Origin of the sequence: Paenibacillus albidus (assembly GCF_014644435.1) — a bacterium.
GTDB classification, from domain to species: domain Bacteria; phylum Bacillota; class Bacilli; order Paenibacillales; family Paenibacillaceae; genus Paenibacillus_AQ; species Paenibacillus_AQ albidus.
Genome location: NZ_BMKR01000048.1, coordinates 1 through 20,925, shown reverse-complemented (window position 1 = coordinate 20,925; position 20,925 = coordinate 1). Strand labels below are relative to the sequence as shown.

Sequence of the window (20,925 nt, the reverse complement as noted above, 5' to 3'; positions counted from 1 at the left end):
TCTACCAGGCTCCTTTCTTTTCATTCCCATTATGGGGAAGGAAGAGGCAGGATATTCATCCGCGAAGGCGGCCCTTTCATGAATAATTTGTAGCTATTCTGTGATGTTTGCAGATAGAAGGCACTGTCCCGCAAGCGTTATAACAGAGTAGTGACAGTAATACAGGGTAAATATAACTTAGGAGGTGTCACGATGAACTTTGCGAAAAAATTGCAAAATAAGACTATATCACTTCTCTCCGTGGGTCTGCTTATGGTCTCAGGATGGGGGACAGGAGGTGCCCCGGTACAGGCCGCTGCATCGGCTACGCCTGCTCCGGTATGCAACACAGGCGATCAGGGGCTGCTGCAGCAGCTGCAAAAGAAACATACGGGCGAAGGAACGGTTCCGCTCACTTTTGCTGACGTGGAGTTCCTGAATGCGGATACGGGCCGGGCGGCAGGGAACGGATTTCTCATCGGCACATCGGATGGCGGCTGTCACTTCCAGGAGATTTATCAAGGACAATGGAGCTTTCGGCAATTAAGCTTTCCTGATAATGTGAACGGATTTGCGCTGGCTTCTGTTCAAGAAGGCCAGGCTAAATATCTGATTGGCACAACCGATGGGGGTTCCACGTGGAAAAGACTGTCGAAGCAAGCGGTGACCTTTGAACATGTGGAATTCATGGACAGCAAGACCGGCTTCGGATACAACCGGGCCTCCACCTACTATACAAAAGACGGCGGGCTTGGCTGGAGCAAGATTCCAACGCCGGCCAATACGCGCGGAGCTTATTTCAGCAGCCGCAACAGCGGCTGGGCTGTGGTCATCGTTCCAGGCACCGGCTACCAGGTGATGAGCACGGCGGACGGCGGGGCCAACTGGAAGCTGAGGCTGAAATCTAATTTTGCTGACCCTCAGTATGGGCAGATCTATGCGAAGGGCAACCAAGTCTACGCGCTGCTCTATGGCGGTTCCGGTATGTCACACACCTCTTACTCGCTGTATTCAAGTTCGAATACGGGCGGAAGCTGGACCCGTGTCATCGCACAGGATTCAGCCGGAGGCGGCCCTGCGCCAGGCAGCGGCAGGACCAAGGTCAACCGGGGTCCGGCTTCGGGCAAACCGGGGAATCTGCAGCTGATTGGCAAGGAGGCGGCCTTTATGGTAGGGTATTTGCCTGCCGCTGAACAGGTGGGCACAGGCTTCACCAAAGATAACGGACAGACCTGGAACAACAGCGCGACTGTGCACGGATATGAGGGCATGATCTCATTTACCGATCACAATCAGGGCTGGATGGCCGTCAGAGATTTTGACAGCTCCACGCTTTATGCCACCAAAGATGCGGGAGCCCATTGGACGGCCAAGTTTTCTTTTGAGTTCTAAGGAAGTAACATCCTCTCATTAGCAAGACTGCTCAGCGGGACCGTTCAAGCGGGCCCGGGGCAGTCTTTTTGTGTACCTGTCAGCATCCTGGCGCACCGGATAAAGCCCCAAGTGTCTTTTACAGACCATTATGGTAAAATTTTATGTACTTCAACAAGAGCGTGTTCAAACAAAGCATTTAATCAGGGATTAGGGAGGATTAGCCGGCATGACTTTTCGCGTATCCGCTGTACAATACCATCTGCATACGATTTCTTCATTTGAGGAGTTTGCCGCCCAGTGCGAGCATTACATCAAGACGGCCGAGGAATACGGCGCGGAGTTTATTCTGTTCCCCGAATTTCTGACCACTCAGCTGATGTCCATCGGCGATGCCGAAGGCCGGGCGCTTAGCATTGAGGATCTGCCACAATTTACAGAGCGCTACCGGGAGATGTTCTCAGGGTTCGCCAAGAAGTATCAGGTACATATCATTGGTGGTACCCATGTGCTGCGCCGGAATGAGAAGCTGTACAATGTGGCCCATCTCTTTTACCCGGATGGAAGAATTGCCGAGCAGGCCAAGCTGCACATTACACCCGCCGAGGTTGAAGGCTGGAACATGGGTGCAGGCGAAGGGCTCGAAGTATTCGAGACGGACAAGGGAACCATTGCAATGCTGACCTGCTACGATATTGAGTTCCCGGAGATTGTACGTATGGCTAAGGCCAAGGGGGCTGACGTCATTTTTTGCCCATCCTGCACCGATGACCGCCACGGCTTCCACCGCGTTCGGTATACCAGCCACGCCCGGGCCATTGAGAATCAGATCTATGTCGTGCTTACAGGAACGGTTGGTTCGCTGCCTACTGTCGACCTGATGCGGGCCAACTTCGGCCAGGCGGCGATTATTACCCCGAACGATATTCCTTTCCCGCCCAAGGGGCTGCTGGCCGAAGGGGAGATTAACGACGACATGATCATCACTGCCGATCTGGATCTGGAACTGCTCTACCGCGTGCGTGAGCGCGGGTCCGTGACAACGTGGCGCGACCGCAGAACCGATCTGTATACGGACTGGACATAGGCTATGTATCACAAAACATTCTATGTATTTGACGGCAACACGCCGGTACAAGCTGTAATCCGCAACTATACTGAACAGGATTTCGAGGAGATGATCAGGATTCAGTCCGAAGCCTTTCCGCCTCCTTATCCTGCGGAGCTATGGTGGAACCGGGGGCAGCTGCTGAATCATGTGACGTTATTTCCCGAGGGGGCGCTGTGTGTGGAGGCGGGCGGCGAACTGGCGGGATCGGTCACAAGCCTCAAGATTGATTTTGACCCTTCTCATGCGGAAGATGCAGCACACTCGTGGGCTGTAGTGACCGCGGACGGGTATATCACCACTCATCTTCCGGACGGCAACGCCTTATATATTGCCGATCTCTGTGTGCGTCCCAAATACCGCAAGCTCGGACTTGGCAAGGAGCTGGTGCAGTCGCTGTATCACGTGGTCGTGGAACAGAAGCTGTCGCGTCTGCTTGGTGCAGGGCGAATGCCCGGCTTTCACAAGCAGGCGCCTGAGATGAAGGCTGAGCAATATTTGGCGGATGTGGTGGCAGGGAGGCTGGCCGATCCGGTGATCACCTTCCTGCTGCGTTGCGGACGTACACCGCTTGGTGTGGTAGCCGGTTATCTTGAGGATGAGGAGTCCAGGAATTATGCGGCATTGATGGAGTGGAAGAACCCTTTTAGATAAAAGCGATTGGAGGAGGCTTAATGATGGAATATATCAGAATTAGCAGTATTGAGGACCCTTTGTTCCGTTCCTTGCATCAGTTGATGACGGAGGTATTTCCGCCGGAGGAAGTGCTTGAATTCAGCTTGTGGAAAGAGCCGCTCGAAGATCCGGGGATTCGGGTATTCGTCGCTGTGCATGAGGGCGAAGTGGTCGGCACTACCGAATACCGTTACTATCCCGATTGGAACGTGGCCATGACCGATTTCACCATTATCGGCCGGGAAGGTCTGGGGATTGGGCGTTTCCTGGCTACGAGCCGTCTGAAGGACCTGCAGGCACTCGCCGCCGCAGAAGGCCAAGAGCTGCTGGGTATGTTCGCCGAGATCTATGATCCTTACCGGGTAGAAGATTTTGCATTTGGCGGTGTGAAGCCGATGGACCCGTTCGTACGGCGTGAGGTGCTGTCCCACCTGGGGTATCAGCGTCTGGACTTCCCGTATGTGCACCCTTCCTGGTTAGGCGACGGTGAAGCTGTGACCGGGCTGGACCTGTGTTTCATGCCTGGGGATGAAGAGCGGACCTCGCTGAGCGCTGGTCTGGTTGCCGATTTCCTGACCCGTTATTATTCGGTACTGGACAGCAAGCCGCAGTCATGGCACGCCATGGTGGAACAGCTTCGGTCCGCAGATAAGGTCGAATTGCGTCCCTTATAATCGAAAAGGATATAGTGTACAATGGTTAAGCGAATATGCAGGTTTGGCCTTAGTTGAGAGTATAAGACGCTTTAGGGCCCTGCCCGATGGGGTTCAGTCTTATATTTCAGTTTAGAAACGGAGGAACATGTAGTGCCTGAATTGCAGTCCGACAAGTACCCGGTCTCCATTCAGCTCGTCAGCCTTCAGGACGGGCAGCGGAATGTCTTGAACGTTGCCGGCGAAGTCATATCCAAAGGACCACAGCTGTATGTCCGATATGAAGAATTACAGCAGAGCCCTCAAGGGGAATCGGTTTCCGTCCGGACAACCGTCAAGATATCAGGAAGCGAGCTGAAGCTGATCCGCCATGGTGCGGTGCAGTCGGAGCAGACCTTTGAAGCGGGGCGGCAGTTGCCGGGGTTCTACCGCTCACCGTATACCCAGTTCAATCTCTCTACGCAGACCCGGAAGCTGGATGTTGTGCGTAAGGGACGCGATTTTACCGTTTCGTGGGATTATGATCTGCATGTGTACGGGGAATTATCTGGATCATTCGCTATTAGTTTGCATATACAGGAGGAACCAAAATCATGACACAGAGTCAAAATCCGTTAGAGCTTATCAATGAACGGGTGAAAGAAGCCATTGCCGACGCCATTGTGGCGGCCGGACTGGTTGCACGTGAAGAACTGCCGGCCCTTGTGCTGGAAGTTCCCAAAGACAAGGCGCATGGGGATCTGGCTACGAATGCCGCGATGCAGCTGACGAAGATTGCGAAGCGTAATCCGCGCCAGATCGCCGAAGCGATTATCGGGCATTTGGAGACTGGCCGCGCATCCATTGAGAAGGCGGAGATTGCCGGACCGGGGTTCATTAACTTCACCCTGTCCAAACATTACTTGTATCCGGTCATCAAGCAAGTCCTGGAGCAGGGAGACAACTATGGCCGTGTTGATATCGGCCAAGGGCAGAAGGTTGAGATTGAATTTGTCAGCGCCAATCCTACCGGCAGCCTGCATTTGGGCCATGCCCGGGGCGCCGCTGTCGGCGATGCGCTGTGCAATGTATTGGATTATGCCGGCTATCAGGTAACCCGCGAATATTATATCAATGATGCCGGCAATCAGGTTGCCAACCTGTGCCAGTCAATTGAAGCCCGCTATTTGCAGGAGCTTGGCCAACCGGCTGAAATGCCGGAAGACGGCTATCACGGCGAAGACATCAAAGGTTTTGCCAGAGAGCTCGTAGCCGAGAAAGGCGATGCGCTGCTGGAGATGACTCCAGGCGACCGCGCGGCATTTTTCCGTACCTATGGCCTGGGCAAAGAGCTGGACAAAATCAAACGTGATCTTAGCCGTTTCCGCGTTTCTTTTGACATCTGGTTCAGTGAAACCTCCCTCTATGAGAATGGAGCAGTGCTGCGCTCGCTGGATGAGTTGCGTGATCGGGGCGAGGTGTATGAGCAGGAAGGCGCGACCTGGCTGCAAACCACCAAATATGGCGACGACAAGGACCGCGTATTGATTAAGAACGATGGAACCTATACGTACCTCACGCCGGATATTGCTTATCATAACGACAAATATCTGCGTGGATACGACAAAATGTTCAATATCTGGGGAGCGGACCACCATGGGTATATTCCACGGATGAAAGCGGCCATGTCCGCGCTTGGCAATGATCCGGCCAAGCTGGTGGTGCTGATCGCCCAGATGGTCAGCCTGTTCCAGAATGGCGAGAAGGTCAAAATGTCCAAACGCACCGGCAAGGCGGTAACGATGGAGGATCTGATGGAGGAAGTCGGCATTGATGCCATCCGTTATTTCTTCACCATGCGCAGCATGGACTCCCATCTGGATTTTGATATGGACCTGGCCATCTCAACGTCCAACGAGAATCCGGTGTTCTATGTTCAATACGCACATGCGCGGATTTGCAGCATCTTCCGCCAAGCGGAAGAACAGGGAATTACCCTGCCCGATCTGGCCGAGATTGATTTCACCAAGCTCACTGCCGTTCATGAATATGACCTATTGCGCAAAATCGGTGAATTGCCTGCCGAAATTACCATTGCGGCAGAATCGTATGCCCCGCACCGTCTGGTGCGTTATGTATACGATCTGGCTTCGCAATTCCACAGCTATTACAAAGCGGAGCGTGTCATCACCGAAGATCCGGCCCAGACGCTGGCCCGTCTGGCCCTGCTCGGCGCAACGCGGACGACGATTGCCAATGTGCTGCGTCTGATCGCAGTGTCTGCACCAGACCGCATGTAGCTTATAACTGAGCAAACCGCCTCCTGGGCTTTACGGGAGGCGGTTTGTATTTTGCCGGCTTATGCCAGGCCAGGCGTCACCCCTGTGCAACACTTTCGCGTTCGCGGCTCCGGCGGGCCCGTGCGCCTGCCCTCAGCAGGCGCAGGGCATCGGCCGCGCCGCCGCCCAGGGAAGCGCGGCGCTGGCCCTTGCGGAGCCGTACCGGCGCAGCGGTGCGGCGCAAGAGCAGCTTCAGCTCGCGCGGCGTAAGCTCAGGCCTCAGCGCGAGCAAGAGAGCTGCGGCACCGGTAACATGGGAGGTCGCCATGGAGGTGCCGCTCATCTCCTTGTAGCCTTCCCTGAGCCAGCAGGAAGGCACACTTTCGCCCGGTCCGTATACATCGATATACGGACCGCGGTTACTGAACGCCGCGACCCTGCGCCGCTTGTCGATAGCGCCGACGGCAATGGTCTCCGGATAACGTGCGGGGTAGTCCCCGCCGCGCTTGCCGTCATTGCCGGAGGAGGCAACGATGGCGATTCCGGCCCGATAGGCCTTCATCACCACATTATGCAGAGCTTTGCTTCTTGTCTTCATCCCGAAGCTCATGTTGATAATGTCAATTCGGTTCTGGACACACCAATCTATGCCCAGTACAATGTCCGACACATAAGCCGAGCCGTTATGGTCAAATGCCTTGACGGGATACAGCAGCGCCCGTGGGGCTACACCCATCATTCCGTGGGTGCCGCCTGCTGCAGCCAGTGTTCCGGCGATATGTGTTCCGTGCCCGTTATCGTCCAGCGGCAGCATGCCGCGGTACAGGAGGTTGATTCCGGAGGCCAGGGAGTGCCGTAAATCCGGATGACGGTAATCGGCCCCGGTGTCGATCACACCTATCTTGACATGGACGCCTGTAGATCTGGACCAGGCTTGCGGAGCATGGATTGCTTTCACGCCCCAGGGCATAACCACTGTGCCCTTTTTCTCCTCCGGGACGGCATGAAGCTGAATGCGCGGGTCCTCTTCCACACTCAGGACATCCGCAAACCGGTTCAACAGGTTCGCCGCTCCGGCAGCAGGTACAAAAAAGGCCCGAATCAGCGGAGAGGCCTGCACTTTCCGCAGGGCGGGGCGTTTCTTTTTCAGCTGCTTCCACTGTGACAACGCCCCGGCATACTGACGGGCATCCTTAAAGGTTACAATGCGCCGTTCGCCATTCTTGGGGGCCGCCGATATTTCTCCAAGCAGCAACTGCCAAAATACGTAATAGTCCATTCTCTCGCCGTCCCCTCCTCGGTGCCGTGCTGCCATATTGTATGAGCGGAAGCAGGGGGCCGAATGGGAACTTGCCCTTTTTTAGCGAAATGGGCTGCCCATCGTGTCAAAAGACGGCGCTTTACATAAAATAGACAGAAGAGACTGATACTCTCTTTGCAACATCCCGTAAGGAGCCGATCCTTGGCGCGGATACAGTCATGTGCGGAGGAATTTCCTCCGCCTTTTACACATCAGGATCGAAGACCGGGTCCAGCGGAAGGCTGCATGGTCTGCTTCTCTGTCGATATAAAAAGTAATGATCCCCCTCCGGCAAAGTCCAGAGGGGGTATTTCTGGCTGTGCCCTCCGCTTTTGACTTGCATTTTGTTCCCAAATAGGTTTTACTTAGTTTTGTTAATGGATATTATTGAAATAAAGCCATGAATAGTGAACAATGCGTGAGAGGAAGTGTCCTTTAGTGAGTACGCCACTCAATTTAAAGCTGGACCCTGAGAAAGTTAAAGAAATGCCAATGGTAGACCTTGCTTTTTTGGTGCTTAAAGCGGCCAATACGCCTTATTATTACCGTGATCTGATGGTTGAGGTAGCGAAGCTGCGCGGTATGACCGATCAAGAGAGCCAGGATACGATTGCCCAGTTATATACCGAGATTAATATTGACGGACGTTTTGCCTGTGTCGGAACCAACCTGTGGGGACTGAAGCGCTGGTATCCTCTGGAGCGCTCCGATGATCCGGTTGGCAATACCAAACGCGTGCGGATCATCAACGATGAAGACGATGATTTGGAAGATGACGACTTTGCCGAGGACGAAGAGAACTATGCTGCGGAAGAAGAGGATTTCGACGTGATCGATGAAGATCGTGACGACCTCTATTCTGACGACGACAGCGAAGAAGAAGTGGACGAAGATGTTGTGATCGATGATGATGACATTGACGAAGACGATACGGATGAAGATGATTCGGATGAAGACTCCGATGAGGATGCCGATAATGAGGATGCCGACGATAATTATTAAGAGCGTTTGTGGGGCAGAATAATTCTGCCTTGACAGTAGAGAAGCGTCAGAGTAAACTATTGCATGGGCTTCTGATGAAAGTTAATATTGTGTTTTCTAAAATAAAAAGTGCCCCGGGTCTACGGGTGTCACTTTTTTGTTTTTTAGAAGCCAAGTATTTGCGGTTTTTACTGTAATAACTTTTGATTTCCCCCGTTTGATGATTGAAAAACGGGTTACGATAAACATCATGCGTCGCCTGAATTTCCGGACTTTATTTAGGAGGGTTTTACAGTGACAAAGTATATTTTTGTAACGGGTGGCGTTGTGTCTTCCCTTGGCAAAGGCATTACCGCAGCTTCGCTGGGCAGGCTGCTCAAGAACAGAGGTCTGAAAGTGACCATTCAGAAATTTGATCCGTATCTCAATGTAGACCCAGGAACAATGAGTCCTTATCAGCATGGGGAAGTCTTTGTAACCGATGACGGTGCCGAGACTGACCTCGACCTGGGACATTATGAGCGTTTTATTGACATTAATCTGTCAAAGAACAATAACGTGACGACAGGCAAGATCTATTCCTCCGTCATCAGCAAAGAACGCCGCGGGGAATATTTGGGTGGAACGGTTCAGGTGATTCCGCATATTACGAATGAAATCAAGGAACGCGTATTCCGCGCAGGCCGTGAGACCAGTTCGGATGTGGTAATTACAGAAATCGGCGGAACCGTAGGCGATATCGAGAGCCTTCCTTTCCTGGAAGCGATCCGCCAGATCAAAAGTGACATCGGCCGCGAGAACGTGATGTACATTCATGTAACCTTGATTCCTTACATCAAGGCTGCCGGTGAAGTGAAGACGAAGCCTACCCAGCATAGCGTTAAAGAGCTGCGGAGCATCGGCATCCAGCCGAACGTTATTGTATGCCGCACCGAGCATGAGCTCTCTTCCGACATGAAGGCAAAGATTGCCCTGTTCTGCGATATTGATGCCAATGCGGTGGTGGAATGCCGAGATGCTTCTACACTGTATGAAGTTCCGCTGAATTTGCGTGACGAAGGATTGGACGAGATTGTCGTCAATCATTTGAAGCTTACTACTCCTGCGCCGGATATGCGTGAGTGGGAAAGTATGCTGGAGCGCATTACCAAGCTGGAGCATACCGTAGAAATTGCCATTGTTGGTAAATATGTAGCGCTTCATGATGCTTATTTGAGCGTGGTTGAGTCGCTTTCGCATGCAGGCTTTGCGGCCAATGCCGATGTTAAGCTCCGCTGGGTGGATGCTGAACAGGTGACGGATGAGAACGTGAATGAACTGCTGGGCGGAATTGGCGGTATTCTGGTACCCGGAGGGTTCGGAGACCGCGGCATCGAAGGCAAGATTTCGGCCATTCGGTATGCGCGTGAGAACGGGGTTCCCTTCTTCGGCATATGCCTGGGGATGCAGGTATCGGTTATTGAATATGGCCGTTCCATCCTGGGACTGGCTGGTGCCAACAGCTCGGAGATCGATCCAGAAACGTCCTATCCGCTGATTGACCTGCTCCCTGAGCAGAAGGATATTGAGGATATGGGCGGTACAATGCGTCTTGGATTGTATCCTTGCAAGCTTTTGCCGGATTCCCTGGCGATGTCTTGTTATGATGATGAGCTGGTGTACGAACGTCACCGCCATCGGTATGAGTTCAATAATGCTTTCCGTGAAGAGATGGAAAAAGCCGGATTGGTCATTTCGGGAACATCCCCGGATGGACGTCTCGTGGAAATTGTAGAACTGCCGAACCACCCTTGGTTCCTGTCAGTACAATTCCATCCGGAATTCACTTCCCGTCCGAACCGCCCGCAGCCTTTGTTCCGTGAATTTGTCAAAGCTTCTTTGACTCACTCGGCTAAGCTGTAGATAAGAATAGAACAGGACCTTCGGGTCTGAGAGGAGCCTCCGGAAGGGGGCTCTCTTTTTTTGCAAAACCGCCTTAAATTTCCGGTATTACACGCTGAACTGTGACTCTATACGAAAAAACCGGTCTTCGCAATCCTCTTTTGACCCATTTTATGGCATACATTTACGCATTTTATCCATTTAGCAGGAATTTGACTATAAAGCACGAATTATAGGTTTCGTATGGACTAGTTTCTAAAGGGGCCGTTAGCTGTGAAGGGCGCGGTATAGTCAATCTGCCTTAAATTCTGGGAGGTTATGGTATGGAGAAAAAGAAAGTATTGATTGTCGATGATCAGAATGGCATCCGGATTCTTCTTATGGAAGTGTTTAACAGTGAGGGGTATACCACATTTCAAGCGGCTAACGGTAAATTGGCATTGGACATTGTCCGCAGCGAATCCCCAGATTTGGTCTTGCTCGATATGAAAATCCCGGGAATGGATGGACTGGAGATCCTCAAGCATCTGAAGGAAATCAACCCGGCGATTAAAGTGATCATGATGACGGCTTACGGAGAACTGGATATGATTAAGGAAGCGACCAATTTGGGAGCTCTGATGCACTTCACGAAACCGTTTGACATTGATGAAATGCGGGTTGCAGTCAATATGCATCTGCATAATAAGTCTGTGGACCAATGCAGTTAGATTAAAGATTTCCTCCGTGGGCACAATTCTAATATAGGAATCAAAAGCGGCCAAGTCTGCCTGAGGCATGGGTTGGATGAAAATCGTCCCACCGGGACATTTTTTTGTTTATCCTATTTAGTATTTGACACAGGATGTGCTATAATAAGCCTGTATGTGATGTCGGCTTAAAAACAAGCTATTCCAACATTCTTAGGAGGATGAAACCATGCCATTAGTATCTATGACGGACATGTTGAACAAAGCACTTGAAGGACAATACGCAGTAGGTCAGTACAACATCAACAACCTGGAATGGACACAAGCGATTCTTGGTGCCGCAGAAGAAGAGAAGTCACCGGTAATCCTTGGTGTATCCGAAGGGGCAGCACGCCACATGGGCGGCTTCACCACTGTTGTCAAGATGGTTGAAGGCCTTATTCATGATATGAAGATTACTGTTCCTGTAGCTATCCACCTGGACCATGGCTCCAGCTTTGACAAATGTAAAGAAGCCATCGATGCCGGCTTTACTTCCGTAATGATCGACGGTTCCCACCACCCGATTGACGAGAACATTGACATGACTAAAAAAGTCGTTGAATATGCTCATGCCAAAGGGGTTTCTGTTGAAGCAGAAGTTGGAACTGTAGGCGGACAAGAAGATGATGTAATCGGCGGAATTATGTATGCCAAGTTGGATGAGTGCGTGCGTATCGTCAAAGAAACAGGTATCGACACGTTGGCACCTGCACTGGGTTCCGTACATGGACCTTACCATGGCGAGCCTAACCTTGGATTCAAGGAAATGGAAGAAATCCGTGACGCTACGAACATCCCAATGGTTCTTCATGGCGGAACAGGTATTCCTGAGCACGATATTAAGAAAGCTATCTCCCTGGGTACTTCCAAGATCAACGTAAACACTGAGAACCAAATCGTGTTCGCGAAGACTGTTCGTGAAGTGCTTGCCGCTAAACCGGATGCTTACGATCCGCGTACATTCATCGCACCAGGCCGCGAAGCTATCAAACAAACCGTTATCGGCAAAATCCGCGAATTCGGTTCCAGCAACAAAGCCTAACCTACCTTACATTACCCAGCCCGCATGTCATGCGGACAAGCTTCATAGGCTGTCCAGTTGAATATTTTGATGTGGAGAGCACACCGCCTAGCCGGTGTCTTTCCATTTAACGGGAAACGGAGGCCGTCCCTGCAAGGACGGCGTAGCCGTTTCTGCCTATCATCAGCATTAGCCACAGCACGTATTGCCCAACCGGCTGCAATACACGTAGGGGGAAACAGATAAATTTATGGAAAAATTAATGATTGGCGGCGGACGCCCGTTGCAGGGTGTTGTAACCATCAGCGGAGCGAAGAATAGCGCGATTGCCCTTATTCCTGCGGCAATTTTGGCTGAATCTGAAGTTGTTCTGGATAATTTGCCGTCCCTAAGTGATGTAGCCGTCTACTCCGAAATCCTGGAAGAGCTTGGCGCAAATGTAACCTGGTCAGGCAGCCAGATGAGAATTGATCCCTCCCGTATTGTTTCTATCCCCATGCCTAACGGACCGGTAAAGAAACTCCGGGCTTCTTATTATATGATGGGTGCGCTTCTTGGACGATTCAAGGAAGCGACGATAGGTCTTCCCGGTGGCTGTAATTTTGAGCCCCGTCCGATAGATCAGCATATCAAAGGCTTTGAAGCTTTGGGAGCCACTGTCACTAATGAACATGGCTCTATTCATTTGTACGCCAAAGAACTGCGCGGTGCGAAGATTTATTTGGACGTATCCAGCGTAGGTGCCACGATTAATATCATGTTGGCTGCTTCACGGGCCAAAGGCTCCACAATTATCGAAAATGCGGCCAAAGAGCCTGAGATTATAGATGTAGCTACTCTGTTGAACTCTATGGGCGCTGTTATTAAGGGCGCCGGCACGGAAACTATCCGGATCGAAGGGGTTACGGAAATGCACGGCTGCCGGCATTCCATCATTCCCGACCGGATTCAGGCCGGAACATATATGATTGCTGCTGCAGCTACGCGCGGCAATGTATTGATAGATAATGTCATCCCCAAGCATTTGGAGGCCTTAACGGCCAAGCTGCTGGAGATGGGTGTGAGGATCGAAGAACTGGATGAGAGCATTCGGGTCATCGGCCAGGCGAAATATGAGAATGCTGATGTCAAAGCATTGATCTATCCCGGTTTTCCCACGGATTTGCAATCTCCGATGACGAGTATGCTCACCCAGGCTGAAGGAGTTAGTGTGCTCAGCGACTTTGTCTACAGCAATCGGTTCAAGCATGTGCCGGAACTGGTACGCATGGGCGCCAAGATTAGGGTCGAAGGGCGGTCGGCCATCATTGAGGGCAGTAAGCTTAATGCGGCCAAAGTGAAGGCTGCCGACCTGCGCGCAGGTGCGGCCCTTGTGATTGCCGGTCTAACTGTAGAAGAAGGAATCACAGAGGTGACAGGAGTCGAATATATTGACCGGGGTTATGACAATCTGGTCAGCAATCTCCGCCATCTGGGAGCCGACGTCTGGCGTGAAAGTGAGCAAATCGAAGAATAAAGAAGACGCCATGGACAAAGGGGGGAGGAATTTTTGCGGGTTAACTGCATATCTCCTTCCATTTGGGGTAATCCTATCCTAATGAGCGTTTTAATAGACTCATAGTTTTTTGCCCGTTACAGTGCTAGAGATGAACTCATATAAAAAAATTGAATAGGTGGTTATTAAATGGATCTTCAAATTTCCGATCTGGAAGAAATGAAGCTGACCGACTTGTATAAGCTGGCCAAGAAATACCAGATCCCTTACTACGGGCAGATGAAGAAACGAGAATTGATCTTTGCGATCCTTCGGGCACAGGCGGAGCAAAGCGGACTTATGTTTATGGAAGGCGTACTGGAAATTCTGCCGGAGGGCTATGGCTTTTTGAGGCCGATTAATTACCTCCCCAGTGCTGAAGATATCTATATTTCTGCATCCCAAATCCGCAAGTTCGATCTCAGAAGCGGAGATCTTGTATCCGGCAAATGCCGGACACCCAAAGAAAATGAACGCTATTTCGGACTGTTGCAGGTCAATGCCGTCAACGGCGAGAATCCTGCCAGTGCAGCGGAACGTCTTCATTTCCCGGCGCTTACACCTCTTTATCCGCAAGACAAGCTGCCGCTTGAAACATCCCCTACTCATTTGTCTACCCGAATAATGGATTTGCTCGCTCCTGTAGGTCTGGGGCAGCGCGGTTTGATTGTTGCACCTCCCAAAGCAGGGAAAACGCTCCTCTTGAAAGAAATTGCCAACAGCATTTCCACTAATAATCCTGAGATTGAATTATTTGTACTGCTGATTGATGAACGCCCCGAAGAGGTAACCGATATGCAGCGCTCCGTAAAGGGTGAAGTAGTGGCATCGACCTTTGATGAACTTCCCGAGAATCATATTAAAGTGGCTGAACTTGTGCTGCAGCGGGCTTTGCGTCTGGTTGAGCATAAAAAGGATGTTGTGATTTTGCTGGACAGTATTACCCGTCTGGCGCGTGCCTATAATCTCGTTGTTCCGCCATCCGGCCGGACACTCAGCGGGGGGATCGACCCTGCGGCTTTCCATCGTCCCAAACGGTTTTTCGGTTCTGCGCGGAATGTGGAAGAGGGCGGTAGTCTGACCATTCTTGCAACCGCACTAATTGACACCGGTTCGCGTATGGACGACATTATCTATGAAGAATTTAAGGGTACCGGCAACATGGAACTCCATCTGGACCGCAAATTGGCGGAACGGCGTATTTTTCCGGCGATCGATATCCGCCGTTCAGGAACGCGCCGCGAAGAAGTGCTGCTTAGCAAAGAAGAATTGGATACGATCTGGTCGATCCGTAAAAATATGAACGAATCCTACGATTTCGTCGAAGGATTCCTCAAGAAGCTTCGTGACAGCAAGACCAATGCCGAGTTTTTGGCGTCTTTTGACGTCTCGGGCAAGGAAGCAGCGAACGGGACTGCCAGCAAGGGCGGAACCTCCAATAGCGGCGCCTCCGCACGCCGGACGACCCGGCCCAAAACACCTTCCCTGCCGACAACTTGAGAATTGATAATAAGAGGAGACTGACATGTATTTGGTATATGCCGACGGGCAAGGAAACGTATATGATCATCCCGAGCTGTACGGGCTGGCCCGCAGCGGGGATATGATTGTTGAGATGCTGGAGGAAGAACTAATCCCGCTGCCGGAAGGGGCTACACTGGTGGGGCTGCCCCATACACGGGCGGTGGGCATGGACCCCAAGACCGGGCAAATGATGCCGCTGCCTGAGGGTTCCCAGGCGGTTGGGGCACTGATGCCGCAAGGCTATACGCGGTTATGCCTTCCGGGCTATGTGAAGACGGATAAGACCTACAAGCTTCCGTTGTTCGGATATTCGGCCGTAGTGTGGAAAGATGGCGGCTTCTATGTAGGCGCCGAGCTGACTGACGACCCGGAACAGTGGAATCCGCTGAATTGCGACAGGGAAGAGGTGCAGAAGGGTGTGGGCAGCCTCACGGCCAAATACCCGGAGAATCGCCTGTTCGTTCATCTGTCCAACTGTGCGCTTGGTTATGAGTGCCTCACCTCCTCCAATACGTTTCTTGGCCGCTGGGAAGGTGCCGTACCTGTGTCGTACTCCTGCAATGCAGGCTGTTTCGGGTGTATTTCCGAACAACCGGACGACAGCGGATTTGTATCTCCGCAGACGCGGATGAATTTCAAACCGCGGGTGGATGAACTGGTTGAAGTGATGTTGGAGCACTTGAAGACACCACAATCCATCGTCAGCTTTGGCCAAGGCTGTGAGGGAGAACCCTCGACACAGGCGAAGATCATTATTGAAGCTATGCGGGAGGTCCGTTCCATCACGGATATGGGCTACATTAATATCAATACGAACGCCGGGCTAAGTGACCATATTCGCGGGATTGTTGATGCCGGTCTTGATCTGATGCGGGTAAGCACGATCAGTGCGCTGGATGATCATTACAATGCCTATTACAAACCTCGCGGCTATACGCTCGCGAATGTGGAGAAGTCACTGAAATACGCAGGCTCCCAGGGAGTGTACACGTCGATTAACTACCTGATTTTCCCGGGAGTGACGGATCGTGAGGAAGAGATTGAAGCGATGGTCGAATTCGTCAAGCGTACAGATCTGAAGCTTATTCAGATGCGCAATCTGAATATTGATCCGGAGAGTTATCTTGAATTAATTCCGCCGGCTCAAGGAGAGATTCTGGGGATGAAGACCATGCTTGATATTTTCCGGGAGGAGCTGCCCGGGGTGGTAATTGGATCGTTTACGCATGTCCCGCCTCCGGCGTTAACCCGTGCCAAGCCCGGGCGCGTTCATAGTTGAGGGGTTCAAAGCTGTGAATATGAAACCTATTGCAGTGTGGATTTATCCATGCTAAAATATGTGGGCATATTCATATAACTCTAAGTCCGCATGAGGCTTAGGGCAAGAGAGGTGAGATTCAAATGCAAGCAACAATTCAACCAAAGTATAATGTAACAAAGGTAACCTGTGCGTGCGGCAACACTTTTGAAGCCGGCTCCGTGAAACAAGAGCTTCGCGTCGAAATATGCTCCAGCTGCCATCCGTTTTTTACGGGCAAGCAGAAATTCCTGGATGCCGGCGGCCGGGTTGATAAATTCAAGAAAAAATATGGAATCTAATCCAGCTGGAATCTCTGTGGTCCAGTGTTTAAGCCAACCTCCGGCTGTTGCAGCCGGGGGTTTCTATATTTTGAAGTTTCTTTTCCGTACCTATGGTTGATTTTTGGGCGGGTGTAAGCTATACTTAACTTCGCCGTGCTAGACGGGGAGGTAGCGGTGCCCTGTAACTCGCAATCCGCTGTAGCGAGGTTGAATTCCTGTTAGAGGTGCTGTCGATGTGAGGCCTTGGTTCCTACGGGCTGTGTTGACGGTTGGGTCCTCCGCAATGAGTGCTTGTGAACCTGGTCAGGTCCGGAAGGAAGCAGCCATAAGCAAGTTTTCTCTTGTGCCGGAGGGTGGCCTAGCCCGAGCAGTCATGTAGGGTTGCCGCTTGGATCGCAGCCATCAATAACAGGTGCACGGTTTATAATGTAATAATGACAGCATCTTTGCGATAAGCGGAGATGCTTTTTGTTTTTGGTCAAAGGTTGGAGAATATAGTATAATGGGTTAGCGACAAATGCCGGAAAGCGGCAACCTAAGAGAGGGTAATGCATAGTGGAACATATCGCGCTGTACCGTGCTTGGCGGCCACAGTCGTTTCAGGATATGGTAGGACAACAGCACATTATAAAGACGCTGCAGAACGCTATTCGTGAACAGCGGGTTTCGCATGCCTATCTGTTCAGCGGTCCGCGCGGGACCGGTAAGACAAGCGCTGCCAAGGTGTTGGCCAAAGCGGTCAACTGTGAGCGTGGACTCGGTCCTGAACCTTGTAATGAGTGTCCTTCCTGTCTGCGTATCACTGCGGGTAACGTAATGGATGTGCAGGAGATTGATGCGGCATCCAACCGGGGTGTGGAAGAAATCCGCGACCTGAGGGATAAAGTCAAATATGCGCCTACCGAAGTGCGCCGTAAAGTGTATATTATTGATGAAGTGCACATGCTGACAACGGAAGCCTTTAATGCGCTGCTCAAGACGCTGGAGGAACCGCCTCCACATGTCATGTTCATCTTGGCAACAACAGAGCCGCATAAATTGCCGGCAACGATCATATCCCGCTGCCAGCGCTTTGACTTCCGCAGAGTCTCGCTGGAAGAGCAAGCTGCCCATCTGAGAACGATTTGTGACAAGGAAGGGATCGAGGCGGATCCGGATGCGCTGCAGTATATCGCCCGTCTCTCTGACGGCGGGATGCGGGATGCCTTGAGTATTCTGGACCAGATCTCGTCCTTTACGGACGGACAGGTGACCTACCAGCAGGTATTGGGCATGACCGGCGGTATCCCCTCAGAGCAGTTTGCCCGCCTGGCCAAAGCTATTCTGGAAGGGGACATGGGTCTTCTTCTGGAGCTTGTCGAGCAACTGATGCAGGAGGGGAAAAGTGCCGATAAGTGTCTGGAGAATCTGCTGTATTATTTCCGCGATCTGCTTATGATTAAGATGGTGCCGGGAGCAGACCAACTGACTGACCGGGTTCTTAATCCTGCAGAGTTCCAGGATATGGCTTCAGCTTTCTCCCGTGAACGTCTCTTTGAGATCGTCGACACCCTTAACCGGTACCTGGGCGAGATGAAATATGCTACCCATCCGCAGACTTTGTTTGAGGTGGCACTGATGAAGCTGTGCAGCATGCATGAACAAGGAAACCTGGCGGTTCCTGTCGCTGCTGCTTCGTCTGGTTCCGTTCCCGCTGTTGCTGGAACCTCTTCCGGTGCGGACCCTGGTGAACTGGATATGCTGAAGCGGCAGCTTGCCGCTTTGGAAAAGAAGCTGGAGCAAGCCATTCAAGCCGGTGCGGTTGCGGGTGGGCGTGATCATAATGCCAGTCCGAAGCTGCAGCCTGCCCAGAGTGCTCCGCGGATCTCTGCTGCCGGCAAGATGCCTCCCCAGGTGGACAAATTTATCGCCAGTAAAGACAGCCCTGATTTCTCAGCAGTTTATAAGCAGTGGAGCGTTGTTCTGCAAGGCGTAAAGGAAGAGAAGGTGACGGTTCATGCTTGGTTTGTGGACGGGGAGCCTGTCTCTGTCATGGAGGATGCGGTGCTTGTGGCTTTTAAGAATACCATTCACCGTGACACAACTGAGAAGCCGGCCAACAGGCAAGTGATTGAGAATGTTATGGCAGCCCGTCTCGGCAAGCCTTATCGGCTGGTTACGATCATGATGCGTGACTGGAATGAGGCTGCGCAGAAGTCTGCGGACCAGCCGGGCAAAGAAGAGCTTCGCCTGGAGCATGAGCATGAAGCTGCGGGTGCTTCCAAGGAACCATGGATTGACGAGGCCATCCAGCTTTTTGGAGAAGACCTTGTTGTCATAAAAGAGTAGTAACAGGCCCATTAGCGCAATGCGCATCCAAAAGGAGAGATGATGTATGAATAATATGAACCAGATGATGAAGCAGGTCAAAAAAATGCAGGAGCAAATGCTAAAAGCCCAAGAAGAGCTCGGCAGCAAGACGATTGAAGGATCTTCCGGCGGCGGGGTAGTCACTGTACAAGTGAACGGCCACAAAAAGCTGCTCTCCATTCAAATCAAACCGGAAGCTGTTGATCCGGATGATGTAGAAATGCTTCAGGATCTTGTAATCACAGCGGTAAATGATGCATTGACCCAAGCCGAAGAGCTGGCCAACAACGATATGGGCAAATTCACCGGCGGAATGAAAATTCCAGGCCTGTTCTAGTTCACACTCCATTAAGTCAAAAGGAGAACTACCACTTTGTATTATCCCGAACCGTTAGCCAAGCTGATCGATGCTTTTACGCGTTTGCCCGGGATTGGGCCGAAGACAGCCGCCCGGTTGGCCTTTCATGTGATTAGTATGAAGGAAGACGAGGTTATCGACTTTGCCAAAGCCTTGGTAAATGTCAAACGCAATCTTCATTATTGCTCGGTCTGCTGCAACATCACGGATACCGATCCGTGCCGGATCTGCCAGGACAAAACGCGCGATCCCTCTGTAATATGTGTAATCCAGGATTCCAAGGATTTGGTGGCGATTGAGCGGACCAAGGAGTTCAATGGATACTATCATGTTCTGCAGGGTGCGATTTCGCCTATGGAGGGCATTGGGCCGGATGATATCCGTCTAAAGGAATTGTTGACCCGACTGAGTGACGAGAGGGTGAAGGAGCTGATTATGGCTACCAACCCCAATATTGAAGGTGAAGCAACAGCCATGTACATCTCACGGTTAACCCGGCCATTTGAAATCAAAATTACCCGGATTGCCCATGGCCTGCCTGTAGGCGGAGATCTTGAATATGCCGATGAGGTGACCCTATCCAAGGCCTTGGAGGGTCGCCGCGAGCTGTTCTGAGGTCTGGCCGGATGGAGAAATAATAAGGAAGCCTGCTATGGGCTTCTTTTTTTGTTCTAAGTTTGTCCCAATCCCGATATGAATGAGAATAGCCGGCTGAGAGAGCGTTTATCTTTGCGGCAGTTTATTCTAAAGGGGGATTCAGCATGGGATGGTGGAGTTCGTGGCGGCGGGAGACGGCAGGGGATCGGCAGGCAGAACGGTATGATGAGAGCTGGGAGACCTTTTTAGAGGTCCGAAAGGCACATGCAGAGTGGGAAACGGCCTACCTGATGTTTGATGAAGCTACAGGACAGGACCAGATTGACTACGCTATTTTTATACTGGAAGCGGCGGAGCGCAAATATCAAATTCATTTGAAACATGCCAAAAGCTTGGGTTTGAACCGCAGCCAAATGTAAAAACATTAGCAGGAGGTGTAACATGATCAGATTAGCTGCGATGGGAATATTTATAGGGTCATTAATAATGCTGCTTTTAATAGTATTCAGAAAAAGAATAGGCTGGAGCTGGTTAAGCCTGTTCGGCACTCACTTAGTCCTTGCTGCTGCAGGGATTTACCTGGTGAATTTCTCAGGTCTGTTGACGGAAGTGTACATTCCGCTAAATCCGGCAACCATAGGCACGGTAACGATTCTGGGGCTGCCGGGAGTGCTGCTTTTATTGGGATTAAAAATAACATTGCTATAATGGTTGACGGCAGGTTGTGTTCTGTGATACATTAAGTCTCGGCCCTTTGGACAAGATAGTCTTGATTAACTTGTCAGAACGGCAAGCGAATAATTAATTAAAAAAATCGCTTGACTAGAATGAAGGTGCTGTGATATATTATAAAGGTCGCTGCTGACAAGCAACGATGAACGAAAACGAGACATTGATCTTTGAAAACTGAACAACGAGTGAGTGGGAATTCACGAAAGTGGAATCCAAACAAAGAGGATTCTTGCAGCATGCGAATGCTGGAGATGAATCGGTAGAGAATGCAAATTCTCGTCAGATGTTTCAA

The 20,925-nt window shown here is 51.3% G+C and carries 20 protein-coding genes and 1 other RNA gene; 20 read left to right on the top strand and 1 reads right to left on the bottom strand.

Annotation, left to right across the window (positions count from 1 at the left end):
- Positions 1 to 192 precede the first annotated feature (192 nt).
- The 6 genes from IEY53_RS31175 (at position 193) to argS (ending at position 6,065) form a co-directional block, all read left to right on the top strand.
- A complete protein-coding gene (locus IEY53_RS31175; protein WP_189031780.1) occupies positions 193 to 1,371 on the top strand; it encodes a beta propeller repeat protein in 1,179 nt (392 codons plus the stop codon).
- Between the two features lie 208 nt (positions 1,372 to 1,579).
- The gene (locus IEY53_RS31170) at positions 1,580 to 2,437 is read left to right on the top strand and encodes a carbon-nitrogen hydrolase family protein (protein WP_189031778.1); all 858 of its coding nucleotides are present in this window, start codon (positions 1,580 to 1,582) and stop codon (positions 2,435 to 2,437) included.
- A gap of 3 nt (positions 2,438 to 2,440) precedes the next feature.
- Complete coding sequence (locus IEY53_RS31165) at positions 2,441 to 3,112, top strand: GNAT family N-acetyltransferase (RefSeq protein WP_189031776.1); 672 nt, start codon at positions 2,441 to 2,443, stop codon at positions 3,110 to 3,112.
- 23 nt (positions 3,113 to 3,135) lie between these two features.
- On the top strand, positions 3,136 to 3,807 hold the full coding sequence (locus tag IEY53_RS31160) for a GNAT family N-acetyltransferase (RefSeq protein ID WP_189031774.1): 672 nt from the start codon (positions 3,136 to 3,138) through the stop codon (positions 3,805 to 3,807).
- Positions 3,808 to 3,939: 132 nt separating this feature from the next.
- On the top strand, positions 3,940 to 4,383 hold the full coding sequence (locus IEY53_RS31155; protein ID WP_189031772.1) for a YwiB family protein: 444 nt from the start codon (positions 3,940 to 3,942) through the stop codon (positions 4,381 to 4,383).
- The gene (gene argS, locus IEY53_RS31150) at positions 4,380 to 6,065 is read left to right on the top strand and encodes an arginine--tRNA ligase (RefSeq protein WP_189031770.1); all 1,686 of its coding nucleotides are present in this window, start codon (positions 4,380 to 4,382) and stop codon (positions 6,063 to 6,065) included. Before IEY53_RS31155 ends, argS begins: the two co-directional genes overlap by 4 nt.
- 76 nt (positions 6,066 to 6,141) lie before the next feature.
- Here the strand turns inward: argS and IEY53_RS31145 are convergent, their stop codons facing one another.
- Complete coding sequence (locus IEY53_RS31145) at positions 6,142 to 7,323, bottom strand: S8 family peptidase (protein WP_189031769.1); 1,182 nt, start codon at positions 7,321 to 7,323, stop codon at positions 6,142 to 6,144.
- Positions 7,324 to 7,782: 459 nt separating this feature from the next.
- On the opposite strand from IEY53_RS31145, the gene rpoE reads away from it, so the two are divergent.
- From rpoE to IEY53_RS31075, 14 genes are all read left to right on the top strand, one after another.
- Complete coding sequence (gene rpoE, locus IEY53_RS31140; protein ID WP_189031767.1) at positions 7,783 to 8,346, top strand: DNA-directed RNA polymerase subunit delta; 564 nt, start codon at positions 7,783 to 7,785, stop codon at positions 8,344 to 8,346.
- A 273-nt stretch (positions 8,347 to 8,619) separates the two neighbouring features.
- The gene (gene pyrG / locus IEY53_RS31135; RefSeq protein WP_189031765.1) at positions 8,620 to 10,227 is read left to right on the top strand and encodes a CTP synthase; all 1,608 of its coding nucleotides are present in this window, start codon (positions 8,620 to 8,622) and stop codon (positions 10,225 to 10,227) included.
- A 302-nt stretch (positions 10,228 to 10,529) separates the two neighbouring features.
- Positions 10,530 to 10,916 carry a response regulator gene (locus IEY53_RS31130; protein ID WP_189031763.1) on the top strand — a complete coding sequence of 129 codons (387 nt, stop codon included), beginning with the start codon at positions 10,530 to 10,532 and terminating at the stop codon, positions 10,914 to 10,916.
- Between the two features lie 208 nt (positions 10,917 to 11,124).
- A complete protein-coding gene (gene fba / locus IEY53_RS31125; protein ID WP_189031761.1) occupies positions 11,125 to 11,979 on the top strand; it encodes a class II fructose-1,6-bisphosphate aldolase in 855 nt (284 codons plus the stop codon).
- Between the two features lie 229 nt (positions 11,980 to 12,208).
- On the top strand, positions 12,209 to 13,474 hold the full coding sequence (murA, locus tag IEY53_RS31120) for a UDP-N-acetylglucosamine 1-carboxyvinyltransferase (protein WP_189031759.1): 1,266 nt from the start codon (positions 12,209 to 12,211) through the stop codon (positions 13,472 to 13,474).
- A 168-nt stretch (positions 13,475 to 13,642) separates the two neighbouring features.
- On the top strand, positions 13,643 to 14,992 hold the full coding sequence (rho, locus tag IEY53_RS31115; RefSeq protein WP_189031757.1) for a transcription termination factor Rho: 1,350 nt from the start codon (positions 13,643 to 13,645) through the stop codon (positions 14,990 to 14,992).
- A 25-nt stretch (positions 14,993 to 15,017) separates the two neighbouring features.
- On the top strand, positions 15,018 to 16,295 hold the full coding sequence (locus tag IEY53_RS31110) for a radical SAM family protein (protein ID WP_189031755.1): 1,278 nt from the start codon (positions 15,018 to 15,020) through the stop codon (positions 16,293 to 16,295).
- 122 nt (positions 16,296 to 16,417) lie between these two features.
- Entirely contained in the window at positions 16,418 to 16,615 is a 198-nt protein-coding gene (gene rpmE / locus IEY53_RS31105; protein ID WP_189031753.1) for a 50S ribosomal protein L31, read from the top strand.
- Between the two features lie 133 nt (positions 16,616 to 16,748).
- Positions 16,749 to 17,017: signal recognition particle sRNA large type (gene ffs, locus IEY53_RS31100), an RNA gene on the top strand.
- 135 nt (positions 17,018 to 17,152) lie between these two features.
- Entirely contained in the window at positions 17,153 to 18,925 is a 1,773-nt protein-coding gene (gene dnaX / locus IEY53_RS31095; RefSeq protein ID WP_189031751.1) for a DNA polymerase III subunit gamma/tau, read from the top strand.
- Positions 18,926 to 18,971: 46 nt separating this feature from the next.
- Entirely contained in the window at positions 18,972 to 19,283 is a 312-nt protein-coding gene (locus tag IEY53_RS31090) for a YbaB/EbfC family nucleoid-associated protein (protein ID WP_189031749.1), read from the top strand.
- Between the two features lie 36 nt (positions 19,284 to 19,319).
- Complete coding sequence (recR, locus tag IEY53_RS31085; protein ID WP_189031747.1) at positions 19,320 to 19,919, top strand: recombination mediator RecR; 600 nt, start codon at positions 19,320 to 19,322, stop codon at positions 19,917 to 19,919.
- Positions 19,920 to 20,065: 146 nt separating this feature from the next.
- Complete coding sequence (locus tag IEY53_RS31080; protein WP_189031821.1) at positions 20,066 to 20,320, top strand: hypothetical protein; 255 nt, start codon at positions 20,066 to 20,068, stop codon at positions 20,318 to 20,320.
- Positions 20,321 to 20,342: 22 nt separating this feature from the next.
- Positions 20,343 to 20,609 carry a pro-sigmaK processing inhibitor BofA family protein gene (locus IEY53_RS31075; RefSeq protein WP_189031745.1) on the top strand — a complete coding sequence of 89 codons (267 nt, stop codon included), beginning with the start codon at positions 20,343 to 20,345 and terminating at the stop codon, positions 20,607 to 20,609.
- Positions 20,610 to 20,925: the final 316 nt, after the last annotated feature.